Origin of the sequence: Flavobacterium salmonis (genome assembly GCF_903819435.1) — a bacterium.
GTDB lineage: Bacteria > Bacteroidota > Bacteroidia > Flavobacteriales > Flavobacteriaceae > Flavobacterium > Flavobacterium chungangense.
The window spans coordinates 131,129-153,747 of sequence record NZ_CAIJDP010000090.1; the positions used below are offsets into that span (position 1 = coordinate 131,129).

The following is a 22,619-nucleotide window of genomic DNA, read 5'->3' on the forward strand; positions in this document are numbered from 1 at the left end:
TTAAAACATCAGTTAATTAATAGTTTAAGCTCATCGTTTAATAACAAATTCTTTTAAACATCATGACCTAAATTAAGTAGTAAAAATAATTCTTTTTAGTGTCTCATCCTAAAAAAGTAATATATTTCAAAACTTATTTTTAGATTAGAATCCCTCATTAATTGGCAGGATTAAAGAGGGATTCTAATCTAAAGAAACAAATAACATTCAAATCACTATTTTTAATAATTTTTATTTTAGATTGTAAATATTACATTTACAACTTAAAATTTTATTCATACAATTAACATTACTATTAAAAATGTCTACACATAATTTACTCTGGACCAGTGGATGGGATTCTACTTTTAGACTTCTTCAAATAATTTTAATCGAAAAAGAAAATGTACAACCCATATATATAATTGATAAAACCCGAAGATCATTAAAGGTTGAGTTGGAAGGAATTAAAAAAATTCAGGAAAAGATAAAAGAATTACATCCTGAAGCTTTTGAACGAATACTGCCTGTTTGGTATGTTGAAGAAGACCTTACTCTCAATAAAGAAATAGTAGAAAGTTCTAATTACATAAATTCATTTGTAAAATTAGGAAGCCAATACAGTTGGCTGGCACAATTTTGTCACAATCACAATTTAAATAATGTAGAAATAAGTAATGATAAAAACCTAAGGGACGATTCACTTACTAATTTTTTAATGACAAATTATATAAAAGCCGATACAAACACAAAAGACCAGGATAAATATAATAAGGTAGGTACTATATTTAAATATTTTTCTTTTCCTGTTTCCACTCTTTCAAAACGAGACATGCTGGTTATCGCAAAAAAAAACAAATGGGAAAACATAATGTACTTAACCTGGTTTTGTCATAAACCTAGAAAAAATAAGGCTTGCGGTAAATGTACTCCCTGCATAAATGTAATAAAAAAGCGAATGGGCTTTAGAATCCCCCCTATTAACAGAATGAAAGGATACATAAAAATATTTTTCTCGCGAGAGTTTAAACCGGCAAGTTAATCAAATTTCCCATTTCGATATTTAAATAATCTATTGTAAACCTTTTATGACCTCCTGTTGGGAAAAAAGTAAGTTCACCAAACAGAATTTTATCATCTATAGAATACAAATCTACTCTAACAAAAATAAACTGATCAGATAAGATGCCGGCAATTTTTAGCATTTCGCTAAAATTAGCCGGTTTCTCTACTTCCGATTTTAGCCCATCAACATCATCATTAGAAATGATCTTTTTCCAATTCAAATCATAAAAACATTTCTTTTCCTTGCCATTTTCAGTCTTTTTTACCAGAATATATTTTGGCTGACCATGAAAGCAGTAAAATTTATAATCAATTAATTCATTCTCACAATTTGAAATATATTTTTCAATTAAAATCCTGGGTTTTATCCCTTTATAAATTGTCTCTCTGTATTTAGTATAATAATTACTTTTTAGAAAAGATCCGATTTTAATTTTTACATCACTGCTATTGATTGAGGAAGCATTTTTCACGATGACATTATATCCTGAACCGTGAGTTCCTCTTATAGCATATTGTTGCGGTAAATTCTCAAAATCAATTTCTTCTACTGCTTCGAATATTCCAATTATTTCATTTAGATATTCTTTTCCTATTTTTGCTTCAACAAAAGAGCGTACCGCATATTTATCAACATATTGACTATACTCTTCTTTATAATAATACAATTTCAGCCATTGAATTTTTTCCATAAACTCCTTAGGAGTTTCTAAATTCAGTACTTTTTTATTTTTACAAAAATATTTTGCTCTTGTTATTTCTGCATCGTCATCAGAATATCTCTTTAATAAAGTATGTCTCGTCTGATTATATTTTCTGAGTATAAAGTCGTTTAATTTCAATTTCAATCCTTTTATTTTTTTGTAGAACTTCATTGAGTTCATTAATCATTTTTTTTGCAATAACTTCTTTTGTAAAGTTTTCAATTAAATAATTCCTTCCATTTACTCTACATTTTTGCTGTAAGTTTTCATCACTTAACATTTGTTCTACTTTATCTGCAAAAGATATTGGATTTCCAACTTCTGCCAGCAAACCAGTTTCATTATCAATAACAACTTCTGGAATTCCTCCTGCATTTGCGGCAACAATAGGTATTTTACAAGCATACGATTCTAAAAGAACACCTCCTGTAGGCTCATTATTTGAGGTAAATAAAAACAAATCAAACTCTGGCAAAATTTCAGGAATATCATTTCTGAAACCTGTCATAATAATTTCATTTTCTAAACCTAAATCCGAAATTTGATTCTTTATTTGTGTTTCTAACGGACCTTCTCCGACTAAAATATATTTTGCTTTAATACCTCTTTTCACCAATTCAGCAACAGTATTCACCCATGTCACATGGTCTTTAAAGCCTGAAAAAGCTGCAATATTACCAATAATCTTATAATTTGACGGAATAGCATATTGTTTGTGTAGAAATCCTGTTTTTTGAGTTTTCTTAAATTTTTTCAGATCTGTTACACTTCCAACTACACATAATTTACTATGATCCTTAACTGCATATTTTAAAATATTAACTACCGGGTAAGAAACGCATATAATTTTTTTAATCCCACTATAGTTATATTTCCATTTTCTAAAAAAATTAGTATCAACACGTTTTATTAAAGTTCTGCATAAAACCAAAGGCAATTTTAATCCAAAGATTAATGATGAAAACACCATTAATGTATGTGCCTGACTATTGTGTATAAAAACTAAATCTGCATTTAACTCTTTTGCAATTCTTGAAAACTGTTTTGCATACTTTAAATCATATTCTGACTTACTGTTTAATGGAATAACATTCATTCCTTTTTGAGTTGCAACTTTAAAGGTTTGAGAGTCTTCAGGACAAATAATCCATTGCTCCTTAACATACCCATACTCTTTAAATGCTTCATATAAATATATGATTTTTTGTTCGTGCCCTCGCCAGCCTTTTGAAACAGTAACCTGTATTAACCTCATTTTATCTTTAAACTAAAATCATTAAATTTATTATTCCCCACAATAGTTATTATAATGCAATTTGTTTATTATAAAAATTCGACCTTTGCTTATTGGCAGTAAAAACCTACTTCTTTATTTTGTTAAATTTTAACAGTCTTTAAACAAGAAAATAAGCCCTATTTTTTGCAAATATAATACAATAGAACAATAAACCTAAAAGTATTACTGTAATTATAAATGATCTAAAAATGAGACAATAAGACCTCAGAATTCTTTTTAATTACACGTTATTTTAACATTTTAATGCCTTGCCAATAGTAAAATCATCTGAAATTTGATTTTTTTTATTCGTTTCTTTGCATGCGAATCATAAGTTCAATTCTAAATATATAAAATGGAAAATCTTAATGAAGAAATACATAAAGCTTTCGAAATAATCAAAGAAGGCGGTATTATTCTTTATCCTACCGATACAGTTTGGGGAATTGGTTGCGATGCTACAAACCCGGAAGCAGTTGCCAAAATATACAAACTGAAACAGCGTGCTGAAACACAAAGCATGATTGTGTTGATGAATGGCGAAAAAATGATGTATAATGTTTTTAAAAATATTCCTGAGGTAGCCTGGCAAATTCTTGATTTATCAGAAAAACCAACAACTTTAATTTTAGATGAACCCAGAAATGTGGCTCCTAATATCATCGCCAAAGACAATTCACTAGGAATTAGGCTGGTAAAGGAACCTTTTTGTTTCAAATTATTGGAGAGAATGAAAAAACCATTAGTTTCCACATCTGCAAATATTTCAGGGCAGCCAACACCAATTGCTTTTAAAGACATTAATCCTGAAATTATAAAAGGCGTTGATTATGTAGTGAATTTATATCATGACAGAGTTGCCGGAAAACCTTCAACAATAATCAAATTAACAAATGATTCACAGGTAAAAGTGATCCGTAAATAGTTTTTATTGACTTTAAAGCTTTGTCGTTTTAATCCGCTAAACAGTTTTCAAACTGGATATCAATAGATCAACATCTTCTATGGTGTTATAATGGCTAAATGAAATTCGGAGATTAGGTAATTTTAAATCGGTCTCCGAAAGCATTTCTTTTAAAACATGTGAAGGCTTTATACTTCCGGACTGACAGGCACTTCCTCTTGAAACAGCTATTCCCTTCATATCTAAACTAAACAGCAACATTGCCGTTTTATCTGGCGAAAAAGGCAAAACAATATTAATAATATTATAAAAATCTTCTTTATTGCCCACTATCCTAAAATCTGGAAAATGAATTTCCAGCTGATTTATCAAATACATTTTCAAATCAGAAATGTATTTTCTTTCCTGATCCAGATTTTCATATGAAATTGTCAAAGCTTTAGCCATTCCTGCAATTTGATGTACTGCTTCGGTTCCGGCACGCAATCCTTTTTCCTGTTCTCCACCAAAAAGCAAAGGCTGCAAACCTGAATTTTTTCGTACATAAGCAAAACCAGCTCCTTTTGGCCCATGAAATTTATGAGCGCTGGCTACAATAAAATCAACAGCAGTTTTTTGCAGATCAATTTCGGTTTTCCCAACAGATTGTACGGTGTCCGAATGAAACAGAGCATTATATTGTTTACAGATAACACCAACCCTTTCCAAATCTAAAATAGTTCCGGTTTCATTATTTACATGCATCAAACTTACAATTGTCTTTTTTTCCTGAGCCAGTAAATTTGAAAGATTGGTTAAATCGATAGTGCCGTCTGGGTTAATATTTACATAATCAACCTGAACATTATAATCTGACTGTAAAGCTAAAACAGTATATAAAACCGCATGATGTTCAATTTTAGAAGTAATAATCCGATTCACTTTCAGGTCTTCTACAGCCGAACGAAGAATCCAGTTATTCGCTTCTGTACCACCTGAAGTAAAAATTATTTCCTGGGCAGAACAATTCAAATATTTGGCAATATTTTTTCTGGAAAGTTCAATAATGGTTTTTGCATTTCTGCCAAAACTATGTGTAGATGACGGATTTCCTAAATCATCACTCATAATTTTAATCATTTCCTGAACAACTTCAGGTCTAATGGCTGTTGTAGAAGCGTTATCTAAGTATACTTTTTTCATTGTGACAAAGTTATGAAATATCAATTGTCTAAAGATCATTTGCAAAAATTTTCACTATTTTTGAAGCAAATAAAAATACAATGAAAAAATATGCAAGCCTGCTTTTATTCGCCCTTTTACTAAACGGATGCGATGATGGTGATTTAACTGTTGAACAATTTGATTTTGATGACATAACAGATATCGAACATTGTTCAGATAATTATGAACTACTCTATAAATTAAAAAGCCAGGAGAGTTTATTATTACAAATACCCGAAGACCAACTTAAAAATACAAAAGGCGAACAAACTTTAAGCCTTTCCACTACAGGTAATTACAAATTAGTTTACAGAAGATATGACGGAACTGTAACCAAATCCAGCATTTGTGATGCCATCAGACCAGCTACTCCAAACGTGACTAATGAGTGGTTTGCAACTGGGGGGACAGTTATCATAAACACTTTTCCAAATTATATTACTGGTGAAATAGAAGGAAGTACCAAAATAACGGGTTATACACACAATATCTCTTTTACAGGCGTTACATATCCTAATTCTTCCGGAATATTGCAAACACAATCTAAATTGGCTTTTGGAAAAATTGTCACAAACGAAGACAATTTAAATTTAACATTTGGTGATGAAAAAGCCCACTTGTGTACTTCTACTACAAATGGAACGGTAGTATATAATTTTAGTGAAGGAACATCTATAGCAATAAATAATATTGATCCTGCACTGATTCCAAATCAAGCTACACCTTCCGGCAGTCCAAGAACAGGATTAATCAGCGCTACACAAAATAGGGTAATATACAATGTTTACAGCAATGGACTCCTTACTACAGATTATTTCTGTCAAACACCAATACCTGCGACTCCTGTTATTACCCAAACCTGGACCGGGCTGAGCGGTAGCATTGAAGTGACTACTACAACAGTTGGACCAACAGTTTTTAAACATGTTATAGTACTAAAAAATGTAATTTTAGATAATGGAAATGTAAACTTTCAATTAGGAACAAGCTTTCTGCTGGGAGAGTTACAGACACAATCTAATTAAAATTCTAAAAGTTTTATTTTCTTATAAATTTAATATCCTTTTTTAATCTTACTTATTAAAAAGTATCATTAAAAAAGGATATTTTTTTTAGATCTGAATAAGATATTGACTTCTAAAATGTTTACTTATTTATTTTGCTTAAAATAAACTTCGGTTGCGCCTAAGCCGTATTTTTGATAATTAGCATCCTGAAAATCAATGCCGTCATATCTTCCTAATAAAAAATCAAGTTCGGCTTTTAGGATTCCTTCGCCAACTCCATGGATAAAAACAATCTTAGGAATTCGGTTTTTAATCGCAAATTCAATGTGTCTTTTTGCAGTTTCAGTCTGCAGGGTTAAAATATCATAATTTGACATTCCGCGTTTATTAGGAACTAATTTTTCGATATGTAAATCAAATTCCGGAGCCGAAATTTCACGCTTATCTTTCTTTTCTTTCACAAAACTCCTTGGTTTTGGCTCTTCTTTTTGTTTTGCAACAGAATCAACATCAATTCTTTTTATAGAATTCATTAAATTACTTGAATCCTGAATTTTAATTAATTCATTGACAAAAAATGTCATCATAAAACCATCTTCGCTTTCGATTAAAACCTCGTTATTTTTAACCGAAACTACTGTTCCGTTAATGGCTTCGTCCAAAACAGAAACCTTATCTCCTTTAGTCAGCATCTTCTTCTTTTTCTTGATTTTTACTTGGTGTTTTTGCGCTTAACTGCATCATGCCAAACATAAAAACTACAATTGCAATTACTGTTATGTAAATATTTTTTTCTTCTGAAACCTGTTCGTACAATGCGATTGAAATTGCAAGAATCATTATTAAAATTTTAAAAGTTTTCATATTTTCAATATAAGACTTCAAAAGTAAGAAACTTTAAAATAGCAGCTCTATTCAATTCAGTCATATATGCTATTTTTGTAAAATTGTAAAAAAATAAAACTGTGGATTTAGAAAAATATATGCTGCCTTGCTTTAGCAAAACACTTTTCGGAGTGGAGTGTTTAGGTTGCGGATTTCAACGATCCCTGTTCTTACTTTGTCAGGGTGAGTTTTTAGCTGCTTTTAAAATGTATCCTGCAATTTATACGACACTTGTTTTTTTAGCGATTGTAACTCTTCATTTTTTCAACAAAGCTAAAAATTACAATAAATTACTTTGGGGTTCCGCAATCGTGAATGGCATTTTCATGATTGGCGGTTATTATTATAAACATTTTTATTTATGATTTACAGAAAGTTAATTACTTTTTAATTTGATCTAAAATATCATTCATCATTTCGATTTGTACTTTTTGTATTTCAATCAGTTCCTGTTGCTGATGCATAATCAGATGATCAATCTTATCATGAATCATTCTAATTTCTAATTCAGATTTGAGGTTAATCATATAATCTTTTTTAGCGCGGGTACGATCTTTTTCTTCCTGACGATTCTGACTCATCATAATTACCGGAGCCTGTAAAGCCGCAATACAAGACAAAATCAGGTTCAGTAAAATAAATGGATACGGGTCAAAACCTTTGTTAGCTAAAATATAAACATTAGAGGCAATCCAGATGACAATAAAGAGTAAAAATGAAATTATGAAAGTCCAGCTTCCGCCAAAATCAGCTACTTTATCTGCTATTTTTTGACCAAAGTTTCTAGTCTCATCTTCATCTTCAACAATACTCACAATTGATTTATCCTCTTTTAAAGACGAAATAACACTCTCTTCAAGATTAGAAAGAGCTCCTATTTCAGCAGATAAATAGCTAGAAATATATTGCTGTCTATAGGCATTTAATTCTTCAAAGGAAATAAAATCACTATCGCAAAACGAAGGATGATCTTTGACAATAAGTCCTAAAATAGGATTGTGAATTGATTTTCCTGATACTTTTTCATTTACAGGAAAAGACAGGTTAGAAATAGCACTCTTAAAAGTGGGCTTGTTTTTCATATTTAATATATTTACTCGCTAATTTACGCATTTAACTTCTTAAGAATTCAATAAATTATGGTGCTCAAAATTTCTTTTATTTATCACAAATAGAATTCTCAATAGAAAATTTCTTTACAGAATTCGTGCTTTTATTTACAAAAAACACCTTACTTTTAACTTTTCAAATTATCCATTCAATTTTAAAATTGTGTCAAAAGATCTTATCATAGAAAACATCAAAGCTTTAAAAAGCCATTCAAATATAAATTACGGCATTAAAACTAAAACGGAAGATTTTACCGAAAAGCTTTTTTACACCCTTTTTGATTCAAATGCAGCCTTAGATCAGAGTATTGATGAACTCGAGTTTCGCTTTAAAGAGATTGCTGTTTTAGCCTGTAAAAAACCGGAAAAATTATGCGGATCGATGTGGGATCTTTTTCTGGAAAAACTACCACATGTATTAGAAAAACTGAATCAGGATGCCGAATATATTTTAGAAAATGATCCGGCTTCAAACAGTATCGACGAAGTTTATTTAGGATATCCTGGCTTTTATGCTATTGCAATTTACAGGTTGAGCCATGAATTATACAAACTTGATTTGTTACTATTCTCAAGATTGATGAGCGAATATGCACACCGAATTACAGGAACAGACATTCATGCAGGTGCAGATATTGCTTCTCCATTTTTTATTGATCACGCTACCGGAATTGTTATTGGAGAAACGACCGTAATTGAAAAACATGTAAAAATTTACCAGGGAGTTACTTTAGGTGCCCTTAGCGTGAGTAAAGACATGAAAAATGCCAAACGTCATCCAACTGTTGAGAAAAATGTCTGTATTTATGCTAATGCAACTATTTTAGGGGGTGAAACTATTATTGGAAAAAATAGTATTGTAGGAGGAAATGCATGGGTTACCAAATCAATACCGGCAGATTCCATTGTCCTCAATACCACTACAACCGAAGTTAAAATAAAAGAAAAAAAATAGAATGAAACCACAGAAATTAATCAACCTGATTGGCAATACTCCGCTAATGGAAACTGTTAATCTGGTCAAAAATAAAAATGTAAAACTTTTATTAAAACTCGAAGGCAACAATCCGGGCGGAAGTGTAAAAGACAGGGCCGCTTATAACATGATTGCATCAGCTTTAGAAAGAGGAGATATCAAAAAAGGCGACAAGTTAATTGAAGCAACAAGTGGGAATACAGGAATTGCACTGGCAATGATTGCGCAATTGTTTCAGGTAGAAATAGAATTGGTTTTACCTGAAGATTCTACAAAAGAGCGCACACAAACGATGCGTGCTTATGGCGCAACAGTAATTTTAACACCTGCAAGTGAAGGAATTATAGGTTCACGTGATTACGCTGACAAAAAAGTAGCCGAAGGCGGTTACGTAATGCTAAATCAGTTTGCGAATGATGACAACTGGAAAGCACATTATAAAACCACCGGTCCTGAAATATGGGAAGACACCGAAGGAACTGTAACCCATTTTGTATCGGCCATGGGAACAACCGGAACTATTATCGGCACATCATCTTATCTTAAAGAAAAAAATTTAAATATTCAGATCATAGGTGCTCAGCCTAGCGACGGATCTCAGATTCCCGGAATCCGTAAATGGCCGCAGGAATATTTACCGAAAATTTTTGATGCTTCAAAAGTAGATACCGTTGTGGATGTAAGTGAAGAAGAAGCGAGAGAAATGACGAAAAGATTAGCACTTGAAGAAGGTATTTTTGCCGGAATGAGCAGTGGAGGCTCTGTAGCAGTAGCCCTGAAAATAGCAGAACAGTTAGAAACTGGCGTTATTGTAGCCATTATCTGCGATCGTGGTGATCGTTATTTATCTTCTGATTTATTTGATTAAAAAATAAAGACCCTAAGGTTCTGAGTTCCTAAGATTCTAAGTTTTTTTTACTTAGCTTGAAAAATCTTAGCACCTCAGAACCTTAGCAACTTAGAACCTTAAAAGAAAAAAAATGAACTACCGTAAATTAGGCAAAACCAATTTTAATATATCCGAAATATCACTTGGCACCTGGCAGGTTGGAGGAAAATGGGGATCTGCTTTTGACAACAAAACTGCAGACGAACTTTTAAATACAGCAATTGATAATGGTGTTAACTTTATTGACACAGCAGATGTTTATGAAAATGGTTTAAGCGAAACCGCTGTTGGAAGAGTTGTTCGTTCGAGATCTGAACGAATTTATGTAGCTACAAAATGTGGACGCCATATTAATCCGCATGTTAATGAAGGATACCAGCCCAAAGTACTTCAAAAATACGTTGAAGATAGCTTAAAAAGATTGGGACTTGAAGCACTTGATTTAATTCAACTGCACTGTCCTCCCACTGAAGTTTTTTACAGACCTGAGATTTTTGAACTGTTTGATCGTCTGAAAGAACAGGGCAAAATTTTAAACCTTGGCGTTAGCGTTGAAAAAGTCGAAGAAGCCTTAAAAGCAATAGAATATTCGAATGTTACGACAGTTCAGATTATTTTCAATTTGTTTCGTCAGCGTCCTTCACAACTGTTCTTTTCTGAAGCCAGAAAAAAAGATATCGGTATCATTGCCAGAGTTCCTTTGGCAAGCGGACTTTTAACAGGTAAATTCGATGCAAAAACAACCTTTGATCCACAAGACCACAGAAACTTCAACAGAAATGGAGATGCATTTGATAAAGGAGAAACTTTCTCGGGAATTGATTATGAATTAGGTCTTAAAGCCGTTGAGGAATTAAAAGCATTATTTCCGGAAACTACAAATTTGGCTCCATATGCTTTGCAATGGATTTTAAGTTTTAAAGACATCAGTTGTATTATTCCGGGTGCTTCAAAAGAAAGTCATGTATTATCTAATCTATCTGTTTATAATTTACCTAAATTATCCTCAGAAAAAATTGAAGCAATGAATAAAATTTACGAAGAATATATAAAACCTTCTGTGCATCATCTCTGGTAATTCATTTTTTAAGACACAGTGACATTGGGATACAGAAGTTTCTAAGATTTTGAAAGCAAAATCTTAGAAACTTCTGTATGATTGCGCAACCCTTTAGTAATCAACCCATCTTATCAATAAAATTAACCTAAACTCATTAACCATGAAAAAATTAAGTTTTATTGCATTTATCATCTTCTTTATAACTGTCTCCTGTAGCAATGACGAAGAATCACAAAATGAAGATTCTCAAAAATTAGAAGTAATGCACAACGAGATTGTTGCTCTTTCATTGTCTACTTCTCAAGCCTGCACAAATCCTGAAGAGTGAGATTTTACAAGAATTAACACAAGTGCTTGTAGCGGGGTAAATGCTCACATAATATATTCTAAAAAAATAGATAAGACTAAATTCCTTGCAAAAGTAAAGGAGTACCTAAAAGCTCAGGCTGCCTATAATGAAAAATGGAACATAATTGGGACCTGCGACCTCATGCTGCCGCCTTCGGGAATAGAATGTGCAGAAGGGAAACCTAAATTTGTTTATTCAATCCAAATAAGTAAACTTTACAAAATTCTAAGGTATTATGTAATTTGATTTTTAAATTTAAAAAAACATAGTACCTTACAACCTTATTTTCCGGAAACTTCCTAAAAATGTTACAAAAATCAAATTTTAAAGAATGGTTCAATCGATATAAATATGCAGAATTAGCAAGTACAAGTGCTGCTCTTACTACGTCGCTTTTTAGTAAAATTTACAATGGGTTAACTACAGCTTATTTGATTACGGCTGCAGAATACCTGGCTTTTTATAGTGTGATTCTGTTTTCTTCATATAAAAAACTAGCAAAGCAGAACACACTTTTAGGCAAAAAAACTTCTTTTTCGGAAATTCTTAATCTCCTAAAAAACTTAATTTTAGAGTTTGGTTACCCAGCAATTTTAGATTTTTTGATAATTCGTCCCTTTTGTATGTATTGGATGCCAATACTTTGTGGGAATTACTTTTTCGGGATTATTTTTGGAAAAATTTCTGCAGACCTATGTTTCTATTGTTTCACCATCATAAATTATGAATTAATCAAAAGAAAATAGTTAACAGCTTTCAAATACAATTTTAAATTCTGCGCCTTTATTTTTTCCTTCACTTGAAGCTGTTAATTGGCCTTTACTTCTTTCGATGATTTTTTTACACAAATACAAACCAATTCCGGTTGAAGATTCATTAGCTGTTCCTAATCGGCCCATTTTAGTGAATTTTTTAAACAATTCATCTATTTGAAGGTCATTGAAACCAATACCTGTATCAGAAACTGTTATAATCAGACTATCATTTTCAGTAAAAATCCTAAGTTTAATTTCACTGTCAAAATAAGAGAACTTAACCGCGTTACTAATTAAGTTAACTAAAACCTGTATTAACAATCCTTCATCTATTTTAAGTTTTGCTTCTTCTTTTTCGATACTTACATTAAGGCTTATATTTTTATCAATAAGCCGCTGATCCACTTGCTCGTTGATAAAAGCCAATATATTTGGAAATATAATTATTCTGGTTTCCTGATTTATTTTTACAACCTGATCCTGCTCTTTCAATAATTTAATAAAATTTTCAATATATCGAAACTGCAAATCGGTTGATTCGCAGATTAAATTAGCCAAATCCTTAATAGAATCAGATGGCTTTTCATCTAAAATAAGCTTTGCCAGACCCTGAGGATTTCCTGCAAAATTTTTCAAATCGTGCGAGAGCATATAAATTAAATCCTGCTTTTCATTAATAAAAGTTTCAGATTCGAAAATAGATTCCTGAATATTACTCATTAACAAACCAGCTTCATCATTATATTCTGTTGGCAAAACAGATAATTTTCTTTCGTTTCTATAATCGTCTAATGCTTTTGAAGCTATGGCAATTGGTTTGATCAATTGATTTAAAACCAAGAGTGTAATAGCTGTTGCCAGCAAAGTCATGATTAAGGAAAATACTAAAACAGATGTGGGTGAAATCGAAGTGTTAAAATAAAGAACAAAAAACAAAATCCCGATTAAAGGAATATGAATACCTATAAAAGCAACAAACAGAAATTTGAATGCATAACTTTTTTTAAAAAAATTAATTTTCGAAAGATTATGATACAGCTTCATAAAAGTAACAATAACTTAGATTATAAATGGGGCTATCGAAGTATTTGACAGAACAAAGTTAGCTTTTAAAGCTAATTAAAAGATGTAAAATATAGAATTTGATAAAATATTTTAAAAATTAAATTTATAAAAGTTTACAAACCCTTATTTTTGCGCTATGGGAAGAAAAAATACAGACAAAGTCGTCTTTCATCAAATACAAGTTCTTGATGCAGGCGCAAAAGGTGTATCAGTTGCAAAAGCTCCTGACGGAAAAGTAATCTTTATTCCGAATGTAGTTCCGGGCGATGTAGTGGATGTGCAGACTTTTAAAAAACGTAAAGCTTATTACGAAGGAAAGGCCGTTAAATTTCACGAATTATCAGAGCACCGTATAGATCCAATTTGTGAACATTTTGGTGTTTGTGGCGGATGTAAATGGCAAAACATGAAATATAGCCAGCAACTTTATTACAAACAAAATGAAGTAAAAAACCATCTGCAAAGAATTGGTAAAATTGACTTACCTGAATTTGAAGACATTCTGGGTTCTGAAAAGCAATTTTTCTACAGAAATAAAATGGAATTTTCATTTTCAAACAGCCGTTGGTTAACTGAAAAAGAAATTGAAAGCACTGAAGATTTAGGAAACAGAAATGCATTAGGTTTTCATATTCCAAAAATGTGGGACAAAATACTGGATATTAATAAATGTCATTTACAGGAAGATCCTTCAAATGCAATTCGTAATGAAATTAGAGCTTTTGCAAACGAAAATAATTTAGCTTTCTTTAATCCCAGAGAACATTCGGGTTTATTAAGAACGTTTATGATTCGTACAGCTTCAACAGGTGAAATTATGGTTTTGATTCAGTTTTTCGAAAATGACAAAGCCAGTCGTGAATTGCTTCTAGATCATCTTTACGCTAAATTTCCACAAATTACATCATTGCAGTATGTAGTTAATTCAAAAGCAAATGATACTATTTACGATCAAAACATTAAGCTATATAAAGGGAGAGATTATATTCTGGAAGAAATGGAAGGCTTAAAATTTAGTATTAATGCCAAATCATTTTACCAGACCAACTCTGATCAGGCATATGAATTATACAAAATAACACGTGATTTTGCAGGGCTTTCAGGTAATGAAACCGTTTATGATTTATATACCGGAACCGGAACTATTGCACAATTCGTTTCTAAAAAAGCTAAAAAAGTAATTGGTGTAGAAAGTGTGCCGGAAGCAATTTTAGACGCTAAAGCTAATGCTGAACGCAATAATATTACGAATTGTGAGTTTTTTGTTGGGGACATGAAAGTTGTTTTTAACGAAGCCTTTATTGCACAGCACGGCAAGCCTGATGTTATTATTACCGATCCGCCAAGAGATGGAATGCATAAGGACGTTATTGATCAAATTTTGAAAATTGCTCCTGAAAAAGTAGTTTATGTAAGCTGTAACTCAGCAACACAAGCAAGAGATTTGGCTTTAATGGATGAAAAATATAAAGTTACCCGTGTTCGCCCCGTTGATATGTTTCCACAAACGCATCATGTTGAAAATGTTGTACTTTTAGAACTTAGATAATACAATTATAAATGAAAAAAATTCTGTATTTTTTATTAATCTTTACTTTTGGATTATCAAGCTGCGAGAAAGATGATATTTGTGATGCCAATACACCAACAACTCCCAGACTAATCATTTCTTTTTACGATATTACAACTCCTTCAGTAAAGAAAAGTGTAACACTTTTAAAAGTAATGGGCAAGGGTGAAGATGAAGGTATTATCTTTAACGAAAGTGGAACTGAGATAACGAAATACCTCACAAGCGGTGACTCAATTGCTATACCGTTAAAAACAAATGAAGATGCCACCACTTTTTCCTTTATTTTAAATTCAGACGAATCTAATCCCGGACTGGCTAATACTGATGAGATAACGTTTAATTATACCAGACAAAATGTATATGTTTCCAGAGCCTGTGGCTTTAAAACAATTTACAGATTAGACACACAAACTCCGTTTGTAAGAACTGATTCTGGTAATGATGGTATTTGGATGCAGGATGTTCGAGTATTTAATCCTAACATTGAATTTGAAAATGAAACACATGTCAAAGTATTTTTTTAGTATCTGTTTATTGTTTACAGTGTTTTTTGTTCAGTCACAGGAAACACCTGCGGATACAATAAAAAAAGAAATCAATCAGGAAAAACCAAAATCCAAAACACCTAAGGTTGCTACAAAATCTATAGCTGACAGCATTCCTGTAAAAAAAGATCGTTATGGTTTACGTGTGGGTGTAGATTTATACAAACTAACCCGTGGTTTTTATGATAAGGATTATAAGGGAGTAGAATTTGTGGGTGATTTTCGCCTTACCAAAAAATATTACATAGCAGCTGAACTTGGTATAGAGGATAAAACCACTGATGATGACAGACTGAATTCAACAGCAACCGGAACTTACTTAAAAGGAGGTTTCGACTACAATTTATACAATAACTGGCTGGACATGGAAAACCTTATAACGATAGGTTTGCGTGGAGGTTTTAGTACTTTTAGCCAGCAGTTAAACAGTTACAAAATTTACAATTCAGATCAATATTGGGGACAAATCCCACCCATTACTGATGGCACAAAATATACTGGTTTAACTGCCGCATGGGCGGAAGTTGCCCTTGGAATGAAAGCTAAAGTTTTTAATAATGTATTCGTAGGATTTGGTTTTCAGTTAAAAATGCTTTTAGCCAATAAAGAACCTGGTAATTTTGAGAACCTTTATATTCCGGGTTTTAACAGAACCTATGATGGAAATTTTGGAGTAGGGTTTAATTATACGGTTTCTTATTTTATTCCTCTTTATAAAAAGAAAGTAACAATTCCGGAAATAGAAAAAAAAGCTTCTAAAAAATAATGTCTTTTAAACAAAAAAGCCCCAAATTCACTAATCAAATAATGAATTTGGGGCTTTTTAAAAATTATATTTAAGACAATTGAAAATCTATTGCCGCATTTGAATGTATCAAAGCTGTATCAAAAACCGACACAGAAAGATCCTCGGGTTTAATCACAAGCGGAATTTCCGTACAGCCCAAAATAATACCTTCTGCTCCTTCTTTTATTAATTGATTTGCTATTTCCAGATAACGTTTTTTCGTTTCCGAAGTAACAATTCCTCTTCCTAAATCTTCGAAAATTGTAGTGTGAATAAAATCCCTTTCTTCCTGACTTTTCGGGATTATTACCTCAATTCCTTTCATGTCAAGCTTATCTTTAAAAAAATCCAGTTCCATTGTAAACTTAGTCCCTAATAAACCTACTTTTTTAATTTCTTGTTTCTGGATTTCAACAGCAGTTACAGTTGCAATATGAATAATTGGTAAATCAATCGCTTCCTCGAGTCGGTCAGCAATAAAATGCATCGTATTTGCACACAGAAGAATTGCTTCAGCTCCACCTGATTTTAAAAATTCGCAGGCTTTTAAAAGCATTTCAAAAGTAGAATCCCAATCATTAGCATCATTATTCTTTTTTATTTCGGCATAATTGAACGAATAAATCAAACACTCTGAAAAGTTAAGCCCTCCCATTTTTTTATTTATCCCTTCATTTATAAGTTTGTAATAATCTGCTGTCGAAACCCAGCTAATGCCACCTATAAGTCCAATTATCTTCATAAAAATGATTTTTCAACTATCCAATCTCTTTAATTCCTTTTATAAAAATCCATTTTACAAAAAGTTTTTCACCATCTTTAGTGTTCACTGCTTTAAATTGTGGAGCAATTAAAGTTGCCACAATAAAAGCTGTCAGTGGAATCCAGATTCCGGCTAATCCACTGTATTCTGCAATGATAAATCTTCCTAAAATAAATAAAATTGCGAAACATCCTAATTGATATAGAAATGCCCTTACTTGTAGTTTTGTCATTTTTTTCTTTTTTAAGGTTCAGAGTCACAAAAGACTCAAAGTTACAAAGTTTTTTGTCTGTCGATCTTTAAAACTTTTAGCTCTTTTGTTACTATTCGTTAACCTGAAACTTCGTTCTCTTACTTCCTTCGTACATTTCGTATTTTACCAAGCGCGCCTCAAGGCTTGCGTTAAAAAGTTTAATTTTTCGGGAAGGTTTTAATCCTACGAACTTTAAAGCTTCCAGATTTGCGGTAATAAACCAGGCATTAGTCCCCGGATAACTTTTCTTTAAAGTATCACCTATATTTTTGTAAAATTCTTCCATGTGAATATCCAGACGCTCATCGTAAGGAGGATTGAATACAAGATGAAGTTTTCCTTCTACGGCTTTTTCAGTATCAAAAAAGTTGTCCTCAGAAATCGTTACATAATCTTCAAGATTTGCATTTCCGATGTTGTCTTTGGCTTTGCTCACTGCGCTTGGCGCCTTATCAAAACCTTTAATTGTATAGTGAAATTCTCTTGTTTTTTTCATCAGACTATCGACGATTTTATCAAACAAATCATTGTCCCAGTCTTTCCATTTTTCAAAAGCAAACTCTTTTCGGTTGATATTTGCCGGAACGTTACAGGCAATCATAGCAGCCTCTGCCAAAAATGTTCCCGAACCGCACATAGGATCCAAAAAGTGACTTTGCCCATCCCAGCCTGACAACAAAAGAATTCCTGCTGCCAAAACTTCGTTAATAGGAGCAATATTCGTAGCGGTTCTGTATCCACGCTGATGCAGGGAGTTTCCTGAAGTATCCAAAGCTACTGAAACCTGATCTTTGTCAATATGAACATTGACTCTTAAATCCGGAAAAACTTTATCAATACTGGGGCGTTGCCCTGTTCTTTCCCTAAACTGATCTACAATGGCATCTTTACACTTTTGAGAAACAAACTCAGAATGGTTAAAATAAGTGGAATGAACCGTAGCATCAATTACAAAAGTCTGATTGGCATTCAGCAATTTCGACCAGTTTATACCCGAAATTCCTTTGTACAATGCCTGCTCATTGTTTGCCCTGAACGAGTAAATTGGTTTTAAAACTTTAAGGGCTGTTCTAAGTGACAAATTGGCTTTGTACATAAACCCTTTATCGCCCTTAAAACTTACCATTCTTACCCCTTTTTCAACTTCCTGGGCACCAAGATCCCGCAATTCTTTTTCTAATATTTCTTCGAAACCAAAAAAACATTTGGCTATCATTCTAAAATTTTCTTCCATCTTTATTTTTGTTTAAAAAAAACTCCGATCGCATACGCATATCTGATTATTCAGGTATCGTCACGAAATAGTTATTTTTCGGTAAAAATACACTAAATTTGCCGGACTTTGAATTAATTGAAATAGAATAAATGTCTGAAGCACCTAACTCATCAACACCTAATCAGGAGCGTAACACCGAAAATTGGTTTACATCATGGTTTGATACTCCGTATTATCATATTTTGTATAAAGATAGAAATTACAGAGAAGCTCAGATTTTTATGGACAACCTTACACATTACCTAAACTTGCCTGAAAAAGCAAAAGTATTGGATTTAGCCTGTGGAAAAGGACGTCATTCTATCTATTTAAATCAGCTGGGTTATACTGTCTTAGGAGCAGATTTATCTGAAAACAGTATTGCAGAAGCCAGCAAAAACAGTAACGAAACCCTGCACTTTAAGGTACACGATATGCGTGAGCCCTTTGAAGACAAATTCGATGCTATTTTCAATCTGTTTACCAGCTTTGGTTATTTCGAAAGTGATGATGATAACTTAACCACTTTAAAAGCTATCAAAGAAAGTTTATCCGAATATGGTTTTGCCGTAATTGATTTTATGAACGTAAATCAGGTTATTGAAACTTTGGTTCCGGAAGAAGTAAAAACAGTAGACGGAATTGATTTCAATATCAAAAGATATGTAGAAGACGGACATATTTTTAAGGAAATTGATTTTGAAGATCAGGGAAGAAAATTTCATTTTACAGAAAAAGTAAAGGCACTAACATTGAAAGATTTTCAGGATTTAATGGATGAAGCCGGTATTTATCTCTTAGATATTTTTGGCGATTATAAGCTCAAAAAATTCCACAAAACCGAAAGCGAACGATTAATCATGATTTTTAAATAGGTTTAACCGGTTAACCGTTAATTTGTTTTATCATTAAACAGCTTAACAACAACTGATTAAACAATTAAACAAAAAACGATTAAACAAAAAATGAATTATCTATTACCCTTATTCTCTGTACTTCTGGGCTATATTGTGGCTTTATTTTTAAAACCAAAAAACAAGACCAATCTTAAATTATTGCTCGCTTTTAGTGGTTCTTTTTTATTGTCTCTAACCGTAATGCATCTTTTACCTGAGGTTTATGAATCACATAATCATAATATCGGTTTATTTATCATGGTCGGAATTTTATTCCAGATCATTCTCGAATTTTTCTCCAAAGGCGCAGAACACGGACACGTGCACGGGCATGCAAAAATGTCTCAGATTCCGTGGCTGCTTTTCATCAGCCTTTGTATCCATGCCTTTTTAGAAGGTTTTCCGGTAAGCCATCATCATGGTTTGGCTATCGGAATTGCGATTCACCATTTGCCAATTGCCGTAATTTTAACGACATTTTTCATAAATGCCGACCTCAACAAAAAAGCCATTTTCGCTTTCATGCTGACTTTTGCAGCCATGACTCCGCTTGGAACTGTAGCTTCTGATTTTTTACCTATATTAAACGAGTATTACACCGAAATAACCGCAATTGTAATCGGAATATTATTCCACATTTCATCAACTATTATTTTCGAAAGCAGCGAAGGACACAAATTTAATATTGCCAAAGTTTCGATGATTGTTTTAGGAATTTTATTGGCATTCTTTCTCTAATCTGGACGTGACCAAAGGAATTTTAAATTTCACATTTCGATTAAAATTATCAAATGCCTGATTATCTAATTCTAATTCCCCGTTCTTTTCTTCTCCTCTTCATTTCCAGAATTACGTTCCTTTACATTTATCTTATTGTTTCCAAAATTGTAAACTACAGATAAACGAACATATCTGTTGCTTTCATTTTGACTATAAACTTGTCTTACACCATTTACATTCGAAACATCATCTTTTAAATAAGACGTATTGAAAATATCATTTATCAAAAAAGAAACCTGCAGTGCTCTGTTTAATAAATACTGCTTAAGACCAATATTTAAACTTGCTGTATATCCTGTTTCGTATAAACCGCTTTTGTATGGTGTTATATAATTGAAATCTAATTGCAATTTAGTCGTTTTGCCTAATGAAAAGGTATTATTTGTTGAAAAATCAATCTGAAGGCTGTTTACCGGTGTTGCATTGATATCTTTTATAAACTTAATATCTGAGCCTAAAAAATACACTGAATTTTCACTCTGCCACCAATCCGCAAAGCTGGCTGAATAGATTTCCCCAACCCCATAAGTAATGCCTTTAAAATAATTTTCTCTCGATACAACTTGCGTCAATGTTTCCGGATTTGCAGTAAATATTACGCCATACCCATCTGTAATAGAATTAAAAAAAACACTGGTTTTCAATATTTTTTTATACGAATGCGCAAATTCAAAATTATCACTAAAAGAAGGCTTCAAAAATGGATTCCCCTCAGAATAACTATTACTGCTGATATAAACACGAAACGGATTTAAAAGCGAAAAACCCGGTCTTCTGATCCTCCTTCCATAATTCAGACTAAAACTATTGTCTTCATTCCTCGCATATGAAGCATAAAAAGTTGGAAACAGTTTAAAATAATTGTTTACAATTTCCTGATTTAACGTTTTTGAAAAACCATTTGTCTGTGTATTCTCTAATCGTAAACCTAATTGAAAATTCCATTTTTTATTAATTTTTTTGTCACCGCTGATATAAACTGCCTGATTATTTTCAGTATATTTAAATTGATTGGATTGGTTGGTATCTAATTCCGGGGTTCCTGTAATTGTATTAAAAAAAACAACATCACTATTACTGGTGGTAAAACTCACTTTCGCTCCATACGATAAGTTCAGCAATTGAAGCGGATGTTCTATATCTGCTTTGAAACTCACATTATCAATATTTTGATTCGAAATATTTCGTCCTGACTGATTTACATCAACAAAGGTTCCGTCAGATGCATAATTATTCGCTGTAAAATCCCTATCAAATTTTGAATTATAATTAAAATAATCTACATCAAATGATAATTTTCGATTTAGAGAATCTAATTTTGTAATTAAATGCAGATTATAAGTCTTATTACCGGATTTCCTGTCTAAAGGGCTCTTATTGATTATATAACTCTCTAATTCATTTTGAGTATTATATTTATCAATCCTAATATCCGAGTCAAAATCCGGATTGCTTTTATCCTTTAAAAGTTGGAAGCCAATTGTTGTATTTTCTGAAAAATCATAGTCAAAAGCTATTTTTCCGGAAAGGTTATCTTCATTTAATTTTGTCATTACATCCATTTTTGTAGTTCCTTCTGTAAAATACATATCCAGGTTTTCATTAATATATTTATAACCCGTTTTCCCATTGACACTAGCCGAAAATCTAAATTTATTTTTATTGTAAAAGAAATTATCCCTCAGCGAAAAAATTCCGTATTTACTTTGATCATAGGAAGCTGTAGTTGTATTTTTCCAAGAATTACGAGCGCCTTTTTTCATCACAATATTAATCAGTCCGCCGTTTCCTTCCGCTTCATACTTAGACGAAGGATTACTAATAATTTCGATGTTCTTAATATCACTCGCAGAAATAGATTTCAGTAAATTATTCAATTCCTCGCCAGTTAATTCAATCATTCTTCCGTCTATCATGACCCGGGAAGTTCCTTTTCCTAATATATTGATAGCATTATTTTGTACCACAACGCCCGGTGCTGTATTTATTGCGCTCAAGGCATCGCCTCCAACTGTGTTTGTATTATTCTCAGGATTGTAAACCAGGCGGTCTATCTTTTGTTCAATCGTATTTTTTCTGGACTGAATCATAACTTCTCCCAATTTTGTTGCATTTTCTATTAATATAATCATTCCCAGATCAGTATCTTTTTCAATAATAATTTCATTTTTGTAATCTGTAAATCCTAAAAGACTGACTTCTATTTTATAAGAGCCTTTTTTAAGATCAATTTCAAAAGTACCGTCTTGCAAACTTGTTGTTCCGGCAATTATTTTTCCTTCTGAAGTGGTTACTGAAATATCTGCCCATTCCAGCGAAGTTGTTTCACTGGTTATTTTACCTCTTAATTTTACTGTTGATTGTGCTAAACAAAATAATGGCAATACTAAAAAGATAAGGAGGTTTGCTTTTTTCATGATTTCTAATTTTTCGACTTGTTTCAATTAATATGAAGCAAAGTTGCCTTAGAAATTTTCCAGATTCGACCGACAAAAAAAAGTCGAACCAATTTCTGCCTAAGAAATCAGTTCGACTTTATTA

25 protein-coding genes are annotated in these 22,619 nt (G+C 32.2%); 14 read left to right on the forward strand and 11 right to left on the reverse strand.

What is annotated here, in order from left to right; all coding sequences use genetic code 11:
* Positions 1 to 301 precede the first annotated feature (301 nt).
* Entirely contained in the window at positions 302 to 1,021 is a 720-nt protein-coding gene (locus tag FLACHUCJ7_RS24230; protein WP_180910848.1) for an adenine nucleotide alpha hydrolase family protein, read from the forward strand.
* On the opposite strand, the gene FLACHUCJ7_RS24235 is transcribed toward FLACHUCJ7_RS24230, so the two are convergent.
* Positions 1,005 to 1,886, reverse strand: coding sequence for an ATP-grasp fold amidoligase family protein (locus FLACHUCJ7_RS24235; RefSeq protein WP_180910849.1), 882 nt, complete (start codon positions 1,884 to 1,886; stop codon positions 1,005 to 1,007). The genes FLACHUCJ7_RS24230 and FLACHUCJ7_RS24235 overlap by 17 nt on opposite strands.
* Positions 1,852 to 3,003, reverse strand: a complete 1,152-nt coding sequence (locus FLACHUCJ7_RS24240) for a glycosyltransferase family 4 protein (protein ID WP_078229603.1) — start codon at positions 3,001 to 3,003, stop codon at positions 1,852 to 1,854. The genes FLACHUCJ7_RS24235 and FLACHUCJ7_RS24240 overlap by 35 nt, the downstream gene beginning before the upstream one ends.
* A gap of 376 nt (positions 3,004 to 3,379) precedes the next feature.
* On the opposite strand from FLACHUCJ7_RS24240, the gene FLACHUCJ7_RS24245 reads away from it, so the two are divergent.
* Positions 3,380 to 3,949, forward strand: coding sequence for an L-threonylcarbamoyladenylate synthase (locus tag FLACHUCJ7_RS24245; RefSeq protein WP_031454842.1), 570 nt, complete (start codon positions 3,380 to 3,382; stop codon positions 3,947 to 3,949).
* Between the two features lie 36 nt (positions 3,950 to 3,985).
* On the opposite strand, the gene FLACHUCJ7_RS24250 is transcribed toward FLACHUCJ7_RS24245, so the two are convergent.
* Positions 3,986 to 5,110 carry a cysteine desulfurase family protein gene (locus tag FLACHUCJ7_RS24250; protein ID WP_180910850.1) on the reverse strand — a complete coding sequence of 375 codons (1,125 nt, stop codon included), beginning with the start codon at positions 5,108 to 5,110 and terminating at the stop codon, positions 3,986 to 3,988.
* Positions 5,111 to 5,190: 80 nt separating this feature from the next.
* Between FLACHUCJ7_RS24250 and FLACHUCJ7_RS24255 the strand changes: the two genes are divergently transcribed.
* Positions 5,191 to 6,156, forward strand: a complete 966-nt coding sequence (locus FLACHUCJ7_RS24255; RefSeq protein ID WP_180910851.1) for a hypothetical protein — start codon at positions 5,191 to 5,193, stop codon at positions 6,154 to 6,156.
* A gap of 125 nt (positions 6,157 to 6,281) precedes the next feature.
* Here the strand turns inward: FLACHUCJ7_RS24255 and FLACHUCJ7_RS24260 are convergent, their stop codons facing one another.
* Together FLACHUCJ7_RS24260 and FLACHUCJ7_RS24265 are read right to left on the reverse strand one after the other, a co-directional pair.
* Positions 6,282 to 6,830, reverse strand: a complete 549-nt coding sequence (locus FLACHUCJ7_RS24260; protein WP_031454845.1) for a Smr/MutS family protein — start codon at positions 6,828 to 6,830, stop codon at positions 6,282 to 6,284.
* Positions 6,820 to 7,002, reverse strand: a complete 183-nt coding sequence (locus tag FLACHUCJ7_RS24265) for a hypothetical protein (protein ID WP_078229607.1) — start codon at positions 7,000 to 7,002, stop codon at positions 6,820 to 6,822. Before FLACHUCJ7_RS24265 ends, FLACHUCJ7_RS24260 begins: the two co-directional genes overlap by 11 nt.
* Positions 7,003 to 7,103: 101 nt before the next feature.
* Here FLACHUCJ7_RS24265 and FLACHUCJ7_RS24270 point away from each other — a divergent pair, with 101 nt between their 5' ends.
* Positions 7,104 to 7,388, forward strand: a complete 285-nt coding sequence (locus tag FLACHUCJ7_RS24270) for a DUF2752 domain-containing protein (protein WP_180910852.1) — start codon at positions 7,104 to 7,106, stop codon at positions 7,386 to 7,388.
* Positions 7,389 to 7,403: 15 nt separating this feature from the next.
* Here FLACHUCJ7_RS24270 and FLACHUCJ7_RS24275 read toward each other — a convergent pair whose 3' ends face one another.
* A complete protein-coding gene (locus tag FLACHUCJ7_RS24275; protein WP_078229609.1) occupies positions 7,404 to 8,105 on the reverse strand; it encodes a DUF1003 domain-containing protein in 702 nt (233 codons plus the stop codon).
* A gap of 190 nt (positions 8,106 to 8,295) precedes the next feature.
* On the opposite strand from FLACHUCJ7_RS24275, the gene epsC reads away from it, so the two are divergent.
* The 5 genes from epsC to FLACHUCJ7_RS24300 all read left to right on the forward strand — a co-directional run bounded on the left by epsC (position 8,296) and on the right by FLACHUCJ7_RS24300 (position 12,152).
* Positions 8,296 to 9,087, forward strand: a complete 792-nt coding sequence (gene epsC, locus FLACHUCJ7_RS24280; RefSeq protein WP_031454849.1) for a serine O-acetyltransferase EpsC — start codon at positions 8,296 to 8,298, stop codon at positions 9,085 to 9,087.
* 1 nt (position 9,088) lies between these two features.
* Complete coding sequence (gene cysM / locus FLACHUCJ7_RS24285; protein ID WP_180910853.1) at positions 9,089 to 9,976, forward strand: cysteine synthase CysM; 888 nt, start codon at positions 9,089 to 9,091, stop codon at positions 9,974 to 9,976.
* A gap of 112 nt (positions 9,977 to 10,088) precedes the next feature.
* Entirely contained in the window at positions 10,089 to 11,075 is a 987-nt protein-coding gene (locus FLACHUCJ7_RS24290; RefSeq protein ID WP_180910854.1) for an aldo/keto reductase, read from the forward strand.
* A 142-nt stretch (positions 11,076 to 11,217) separates the two neighbouring features.
* The gene (locus FLACHUCJ7_RS24295) at positions 11,218 to 11,385 is read left to right on the forward strand and encodes a hypothetical protein (protein ID WP_180910855.1); all 168 of its coding nucleotides are present in this window, start codon (positions 11,218 to 11,220) and stop codon (positions 11,383 to 11,385) included.
* A 326-nt stretch (positions 11,386 to 11,711) separates the two neighbouring features.
* Positions 11,712 to 12,152: a hypothetical protein gene (locus FLACHUCJ7_RS24300; RefSeq protein ID WP_078229612.1), complete on the forward strand. Its 441-nt coding sequence runs from the start codon at positions 11,712 to 11,714 to the stop codon at positions 12,150 to 12,152.
* Here the strand turns inward: FLACHUCJ7_RS24300 and FLACHUCJ7_RS24305 are convergent, their stop codons facing one another.
* Positions 12,153 to 13,205 carry a sensor histidine kinase gene (locus FLACHUCJ7_RS24305; RefSeq protein ID WP_180910856.1) on the reverse strand — a complete coding sequence of 351 codons (1,053 nt, stop codon included), beginning with the start codon at positions 13,203 to 13,205 and terminating at the stop codon, positions 12,153 to 12,155.
* A 157-nt stretch (positions 13,206 to 13,362) separates the two neighbouring features.
* On the opposite strand from FLACHUCJ7_RS24305, the gene rlmD reads away from it, so the two are divergent.
* The 3 genes from rlmD to FLACHUCJ7_RS24320 are packed head-to-tail and all read left to right on the forward strand — an operon-like array spanning position 13,363 to position 16,110.
* A complete protein-coding gene (gene rlmD / locus FLACHUCJ7_RS24310; RefSeq protein ID WP_078229614.1) occupies positions 13,363 to 14,775 on the forward strand; it encodes a 23S rRNA (uracil(1939)-C(5))-methyltransferase RlmD in 1,413 nt (470 codons plus the stop codon).
* Between the two features lie 11 nt (positions 14,776 to 14,786).
* Positions 14,787 to 15,323 carry a DUF6452 family protein gene (locus tag FLACHUCJ7_RS24315; RefSeq protein ID WP_078229615.1) on the forward strand — a complete coding sequence of 179 codons (537 nt, stop codon included), beginning with the start codon at positions 14,787 to 14,789 and terminating at the stop codon, positions 15,321 to 15,323.
* Positions 15,295 to 16,110: a DUF6048 family protein gene (locus FLACHUCJ7_RS24320; protein ID WP_078229616.1), complete on the forward strand. Its 816-nt coding sequence runs from the start codon at positions 15,295 to 15,297 to the stop codon at positions 16,108 to 16,110. The genes FLACHUCJ7_RS24315 and FLACHUCJ7_RS24320 overlap by 29 nt, the downstream gene beginning before the upstream one ends.
* A gap of 70 nt (positions 16,111 to 16,180) precedes the next feature.
* Here the strand turns inward: FLACHUCJ7_RS24320 and FLACHUCJ7_RS24325 are convergent, their stop codons facing one another.
* From FLACHUCJ7_RS24325 to FLACHUCJ7_RS24335, 3 genes are all read right to left on the reverse strand, one after another.
* The gene (locus tag FLACHUCJ7_RS24325) at positions 16,181 to 16,873 is read right to left on the reverse strand and encodes an aspartate/glutamate racemase family protein (protein WP_180910857.1); all 693 of its coding nucleotides are present in this window, start codon (positions 16,871 to 16,873) and stop codon (positions 16,181 to 16,183) included.
* A gap of 16 nt (positions 16,874 to 16,889) precedes the next feature.
* Positions 16,890 to 17,126, reverse strand: coding sequence for a hypothetical protein (locus FLACHUCJ7_RS24330; protein ID WP_078229618.1), 237 nt, complete (start codon positions 17,124 to 17,126; stop codon positions 16,890 to 16,892).
* A gap of 91 nt (positions 17,127 to 17,217) precedes the next feature.
* Complete coding sequence (locus tag FLACHUCJ7_RS24335; RefSeq protein WP_180910858.1) at positions 17,218 to 18,381, reverse strand: THUMP domain-containing class I SAM-dependent RNA methyltransferase; 1,164 nt, start codon at positions 18,379 to 18,381, stop codon at positions 17,218 to 17,220.
* 131 nt (positions 18,382 to 18,512) lie between these two features.
* On the opposite strand from FLACHUCJ7_RS24335, the gene FLACHUCJ7_RS24340 reads away from it, so the two are divergent.
* A complete protein-coding gene (locus tag FLACHUCJ7_RS24340; RefSeq protein WP_078229620.1) occupies positions 18,513 to 19,277 on the forward strand; it encodes a class I SAM-dependent methyltransferase in 765 nt (254 codons plus the stop codon).
* Positions 19,278 to 19,367: 90 nt separating this feature from the next.
* Complete coding sequence (locus tag FLACHUCJ7_RS24345) at positions 19,368 to 20,036, forward strand: ZIP family metal transporter (protein ID WP_078229621.1); 669 nt, start codon at positions 19,368 to 19,370, stop codon at positions 20,034 to 20,036.
* Positions 20,037 to 20,107: 71 nt separating this feature from the next.
* Here the strand turns inward: FLACHUCJ7_RS24345 and FLACHUCJ7_RS24350 are convergent, their stop codons facing one another.
* A complete protein-coding gene (locus FLACHUCJ7_RS24350; protein WP_180910859.1) occupies positions 20,108 to 22,495 on the reverse strand; it encodes a TonB-dependent receptor domain-containing protein in 2,388 nt (795 codons plus the stop codon).
* Positions 22,496 to 22,619 lie beyond the last annotated feature (124 nt).

Coding starts and splice junctions, on each gene's coding strand:
- FLACHUCJ7_RS24230 (WP_180910848.1), top strand. CDS start 302: ATGTCTACACATAATTTACTCTGGACCAGTGGATGGGATTCTACTTTT.
- FLACHUCJ7_RS24240 (WP_078229603.1), bottom strand. CDS start 3,003: ATGAGGTTAATACAGGTTACTGTTTCAAAAGGCTGGCGAGGGCACGAA.
- FLACHUCJ7_RS24245 (WP_031454842.1), top strand. CDS start 3,380: ATGGAAAATCTTAATGAAGAAATACATAAAGCTTTCGAAATAATCAAA.
- FLACHUCJ7_RS24250 (WP_180910850.1), bottom strand. CDS start 5,110: ATGAAAAAAGTATACTTAGATAACGCTTCTACAACAGCCATTAGACCT.
- FLACHUCJ7_RS24255 (WP_180910851.1), top strand. CDS start 5,191: ATGAAAAAATATGCAAGCCTGCTTTTATTCGCCCTTTTACTAAACGGA.
- FLACHUCJ7_RS24260 (WP_031454845.1), bottom strand. CDS start 6,830: ATGCTGACTAAAGGAGATAAGGTTTCTGTTTTGGACGAAGCCATTAAC.
- FLACHUCJ7_RS24265 (WP_078229607.1), bottom strand. CDS start 7,002: ATGAAAACTTTTAAAATTTTAATAATGATTCTTGCAATTTCAATCGCA.
- FLACHUCJ7_RS24275 (WP_078229609.1), bottom strand. CDS start 8,105: ATGAAAAACAAGCCCACTTTTAAGAGTGCTATTTCTAACCTGTCTTTT.
- cysM (WP_180910853.1), top strand. CDS start 9,089: ATGAAACCACAGAAATTAATCAACCTGATTGGCAATACTCCGCTAATG.
- FLACHUCJ7_RS24290 (WP_180910854.1), top strand. CDS start 10,089: ATGAACTACCGTAAATTAGGCAAAACCAATTTTAATATATCCGAAATA.
- FLACHUCJ7_RS24295 (WP_180910855.1), top strand. CDS start 11,218: ATGAAAAAATTAAGTTTTATTGCATTTATCATCTTCTTTATAACTGTC.
- FLACHUCJ7_RS24300 (WP_078229612.1), top strand. CDS start 11,712: ATGTTACAAAAATCAAATTTTAAAGAATGGTTCAATCGATATAAATAT.
- FLACHUCJ7_RS24305 (WP_180910856.1), bottom strand. CDS start 13,205: ATGAAGCTGTATCATAATCTTTCGAAAATTAATTTTTTTAAAAAAAGT.
- rlmD (WP_078229614.1), top strand. CDS start 13,363: ATGGGAAGAAAAAATACAGACAAAGTCGTCTTTCATCAAATACAAGTT.
- FLACHUCJ7_RS24315 (WP_078229615.1), top strand. CDS start 14,787: ATGAAAAAAATTCTGTATTTTTTATTAATCTTTACTTTTGGATTATCA.
- FLACHUCJ7_RS24320 (WP_078229616.1), top strand. CDS start 15,295: ATGAAACACATGTCAAAGTATTTTTTTAGTATCTGTTTATTGTTTACA.
- FLACHUCJ7_RS24325 (WP_180910857.1), bottom strand. CDS start 16,873: ATGAAGATAATTGGACTTATAGGTGGCATTAGCTGGGTTTCGACAGCA.
- FLACHUCJ7_RS24330 (WP_078229618.1), bottom strand. CDS start 17,126: ATGACAAAACTACAAGTAAGGGCATTTCTATATCAATTAGGATGTTTC.
- FLACHUCJ7_RS24335 (WP_180910858.1), bottom strand. CDS start 18,381: ATGGAAGAAAATTTTAGAATGATAGCCAAATGTTTTTTTGGTTTCGAA.
- FLACHUCJ7_RS24340 (WP_078229620.1), top strand. CDS start 18,513: ATGTCTGAAGCACCTAACTCATCAACACCTAATCAGGAGCGTAACACC.
- FLACHUCJ7_RS24345 (WP_078229621.1), top strand. CDS start 19,368: ATGAATTATCTATTACCCTTATTCTCTGTACTTCTGGGCTATATTGTG.
- FLACHUCJ7_RS24350 (WP_180910859.1), bottom strand. CDS start 22,495: ATGAAAAAAGCAAACCTCCTTATCTTTTTAGTATTGCCATTATTTTGT.